The organism is uncultured Mycobacterium sp., assembly GCF_964249325.1.
In the GTDB taxonomy this organism is placed as follows: Bacteria; Actinomycetota; Actinomycetes; order Mycobacteriales; family Mycobacteriaceae; genus Mycobacterium.
The window spans coordinates 1-3,731 of sequence record NZ_CAXUCH010000198.1; the positions used below are offsets into that span (position 1 = coordinate 1).

The following is a 3,731-nucleotide window of genomic DNA, read 5'->3' on the forward strand; positions in this document are numbered from 1 at the left end:
GTGGACACCGATCGACCTGATGCCCAAGTACCACGAGACCAGTGCGGCGGCGTGGCGACAGCTTGTCGGAGCGTCCTACGTGTGGTGGGCATTGGCGGCGATCGTCACCGCCGGCATCACCGTCACGGCTCGCAGCCCGCGGGAAATCGCGACGGCGCCGGACCGGGCGCCGGTGTCGGCGGTCGGTTGAATGCTCGCTCACCGGGCGGATCAGCCGGCTGCGGTTTCGGGAATCCTGGCAGCAGTTCCACCGGACAGCGCCGGCGCGGTGGGCTTGTGACCGTTCTTGACTGTGGCCGCGTAGATGTCGACGTACTCCTGACCCGACAATCTCATCAGCTCATACATCACCTCGTCGGTGACGGCCCTTTCGATGAAATGGTTGCCGGCCAGTCCCTCGAAGCGTGAAAAGTCCATTGGCTTGCCGAAGCGGACGGTGACCCGGCCGAACCGCCACATCTTGCTGCCCGGCGGGTTGACTGTGTCCGTGCCGATCATCGCGACCGGGATGACTGGCACGCCAGTGTGCAATGAGAGCCGCGCCAACCCCGTCTTGCCCTTATAGAGCCGGCCGTCGGGCGAGCGGGTGCCCTCGGGATACATGCCCAGCAACTTGCCCTCTTTGAGCAGTCGTTCCGCGGTACCTAGCGCCGCCTGCGCGGCGTCACCACTACTGCGGTCGATCGGCACCTGCCCGGTCGTGCTGTAGAACCAGCGGAGGAACCAGCCCTTCAAGCCTGTACCGGTGAAATACTCCCGCTTCGCCAGGAAGGTGATCCGGCGCCGCACCACCAGCGGCAAATAGAAGCTGTCCGCGACAGCCAGATGGTTGCTGGCCAATATCGCCGGCCCCGTGCGCGGAACGTTTTCCAGCCCTTCGACTTTCGGCCGGCCAAGCAGTGCAAGTAAAGGGCCCATGAAGATGTACTTGAGTAGCCAGTACCACATGGACCCTCCCTCTCGCCCACACCCGACGGTGCTTTGCGCCAACTGTACCCATCGGCTGTGGATGCGACCACAGAGCGACGGGACAGCTATTCCTCCACCGTGACGGTGATCGGCTGGTAGCGGCTGGTCGCCGGCGCCTCGCCAGCAGGTGCGGCGGTAGCGCCGCCACCGGGCGGTCCCCCTGGGGTCGGCGGCGGCGCCGACCGGTCCATGTCGTCGATGATTGCGTGGATCACCGTCAGCAGCGCGACACTGTGGTCGGCGATGACGGTCAGCAATGGATGCTGGTCACCAGTCGCGAGCGCTGCCAGCGCACATACCGGGCACCACATCTGCTGGCACTTGCCGGTGCCCACTCCGCTGCCCGATGCCCGCGCCGCCGCGGCACGCACCGCCGGATCAATCCCATCCAGGATGCTCTGGGCAAGTTTCCGCAACTCGGGACCAATATCGGGGTGAACGCCCGTCACGAGCCCCGCTCCTCCTCATCACTTCGCGATGCGTCGTCGCCGGCGGTCACGCTGGCCACACCTCCGGATCGGGTCGGAAACGCACCGTCAACTCGCTGCCTCGAAGATGCGCGTCCAACACCGTGCATCGCCGCAGTACCGATGCCAACCGAACTCGGCGCCGCATGCCGCCGACACCGATGATCAGGTCGTCGTCGACCCGCCCCAAAGTGAGCGCGCCACATTCGAGTTGAGGCAACTCTAACCGCAATCGATACACCGATTGCAGCCCTGATCCTGATTCCAGGTCCACGACGGGACGCAGCGGCCCCGGCGGCGGCGACCCACCACGACGGCGGACACCGTCGAGCAGCTCGCTCAACGACTTGGGACCGATCGGCTCACCGGCCAGGTGAGGAGCCAGCACCAGCGCAACGTCACCGATGGTGGCGTCGAGTTCGTTCAGCACAGCTTGTTGCTTGCCGATGCGTTCGGCGTACCAGTCGAATGCGGGGTGCTCGGGCAGGTTGCGGTACTCGTACGAATCGTCCTGCACCAAAATCTGGTTGACGATCAACTCCTCGACCCGCACGCCCATCAGCGACAGCGAACCGAGCGTGCGGACCGCCTCGGCGGCGACCACCCGTTCGGCGGTCAGCACCAGATGAGCGCCGACCACACCACCGTCGGTCAGCAGCGCGCTGAGCCCGTCAACGCTGGCGCGGATGCGCTCCAGCAGTTCCACGACGGCGGCGGAGCGGGTGTCGCTAGCTGCGACGGTCAGCCTGCGATGGCGCGGCCACGCGCGTTCCACGTACAGCCCGAAGGTGGCCGGCAAGGTCAGCATCCGCAACGCGTCGGCGGTGGAGGCACAGTCGACCACGATGTGATCCCACTGCCCGGCTGTGGCCAGTTCGCCGACCTCGTGCAGGCCGAGCACCTCCTGGACTCCGGGCAGTGCCGAAAGCTCTTCGGGGGCGATGCTGCTCAGTTCCGAATCAAGAAAGCGGCGGCCCACCGCGTACACCACCTCACGCCAACGGGCTTCCAGCAGCGCCAGTGTGTCCAGTGCCAGCGCATCGAGGAAGCCACCGCCGGCATCAACGTCATCGGCGAGCACACGCACCGGATCACGGTGTCCGGTCGGCGGGACCGCAACGCCGAGCACGTCTCCCAGTGAGTGCGCTTGATCGGTGGACACCACCAGCACCCGATGACCGGCGCGCGCCTCCCCCACAGCGGTGGCGGCCGCCAGGGTGGACTTTCCTACCCCACCCTTGCCGACGAAGAGACTGATCCGGGCCAGGGTGGGCGCTGTGGACTCACTCAGCCTCGACTCGTTTCTTCAGATCCTTCAACGCGGTGTCGGTCAGCCTGCGCTCAGCCTTGCGCTTGAGCAACCCGATCATCGGGACGGCCAGGTCGACTGTGAGCTCATAGGTGACATCGGTGCCAGATCCGTTGGGCTCCAGGCGGTATGCGCCGTCGAGGGATTTGAGCAGCGAGCTGGATACCAGCGACCAGCGAACCGAATCATGGTCTTTGGGCCAATCGTAGGACAACACCATCGTGTCTTTGAGAACGGTGGCGTCTAACACCAGTCGCGCCACCTTCGGATAGCCCTCGGCGTCGGCCTCCAGCACTTCGGCCTCTTTGTACTCCGATACCCATTCCGGGTAAGAGCCGATGTCAGCAATGACATCCATCACCGTGCGCGGATCCGCATCGATATAGATGGTCTGCGTCGTCTTCTCCGCCACCTGGTTGCTTCCTTCTCGCCCGTAAACGGGTGGACCTCGGCTCCGGCCGGAGTACCTTCTGGCCCTTCGGCAGAAACGGTACTCCCCATCGCAACCCAGTCCGGCTAAGCCACCGGAGAAATCCCAACGGGCCGCGACCGCTCCAGTGTGGCCTTGACTTCGAAGGCCATTTTCTTGGCGGCAACCCGCCGGCGGTGCGTCATTCGGGGCAGGTTCATCCGGGCCAACTGCCACGCGGCAGCACCGGAAGGCTCAGCGTGCAAGAAAAAGTGCAGCAACACCCCGTCCAGCGCCGGTTCCAGCCAGATCTCCATGGTGCCGGTGAGGGCGCCGGTCACCGCCCACCTGATTCCCTTGTCGCCACGATCCTCGACGACCTCAAGCCGCAAGTCAGGCCACCACCGCTGCCAGCTGGCCCGGTCGGCGACAGCGCGCCCTACTCGCCCAGCGTCCGCGGCGACAAAAGTCTCGTCGGCGACCTGAATGCTGTGCACCGTTCCAGCTTCACATACCCCCGCGCCGACGCCCACCACGACCGCGACCGGCCTGCCATCCTAGGGCGATGTTTGATGGT

At 65.5% G+C, this 3,731-nt stretch carries 5 protein-coding genes and 1 pseudogene; 1 reads left to right on the forward strand and 5 read right to left on the reverse strand.

Going from position 1 to position 3,731, the window contains the following annotated elements; genetic code table 11:
* Nucleotides 1-190: pseudogene (locus ACFE99_RS19555) on the forward strand (alpha-(1-2)-phosphatidylinositol mannosyltransferase); the annotation flags it as partial.
* Nucleotides 191-210: 20 nt separating this feature from the next.
* On the opposite strand, the gene ACFE99_RS19560 reads toward ACFE99_RS19555, so the two are convergent.
* The 5 genes from ACFE99_RS19560 to ACFE99_RS19580 form a co-directional block, all read right to left on the reverse strand.
* Nucleotides 211-948, reverse strand: coding sequence for a lysophospholipid acyltransferase family protein (locus ACFE99_RS19560; protein ID WP_375488085.1), 738 nt, complete (start codon nt 946-948; stop codon nt 211-213).
* Between the two features lie 86 nt (nt 949-1,034).
* Nucleotides 1,035-1,418, reverse strand: a complete 384-nt coding sequence (locus ACFE99_RS19565) for a hypothetical protein (protein WP_375488086.1) — start codon at nt 1,416-1,418, stop codon at nt 1,035-1,037.
* Between the two features lie 46 nt (nt 1,419-1,464).
* On the reverse strand, nt 1,465-2,727 hold the full coding sequence (locus ACFE99_RS19570; protein WP_375488092.1) for an ArsA family ATPase: 1,263 nt from the start codon (nt 2,725-2,727) through the stop codon (nt 1,465-1,467).
* Complete coding sequence (locus ACFE99_RS19575) at nt 2,720-3,157, reverse strand: SRPBCC family protein (protein WP_375488087.1); 438 nt, start codon at nt 3,155-3,157, stop codon at nt 2,720-2,722. The genes ACFE99_RS19570 and ACFE99_RS19575 overlap by 8 nt, the downstream gene beginning before the upstream one ends.
* Before the next feature lie 104 nt (nt 3,158-3,261).
* Nucleotides 3,262-3,651, reverse strand: coding sequence for a polyketide cyclase / dehydrase and lipid transport (locus tag ACFE99_RS19580; protein WP_375488088.1), 390 nt, complete (start codon nt 3,649-3,651; stop codon nt 3,262-3,264).
* Between the last annotated feature and the right edge of the window lie 80 nt (nt 3,652-3,731).

Excerpts from the sequence above, each read along its gene's own strand:
- ACFE99_RS19560 (WP_375488085.1), bottom strand. The coding sequence starts at position 948 with ATGTGGTACTGGCTACTCAAGTACATCTTCATGGGCCCTTTACTTGCA.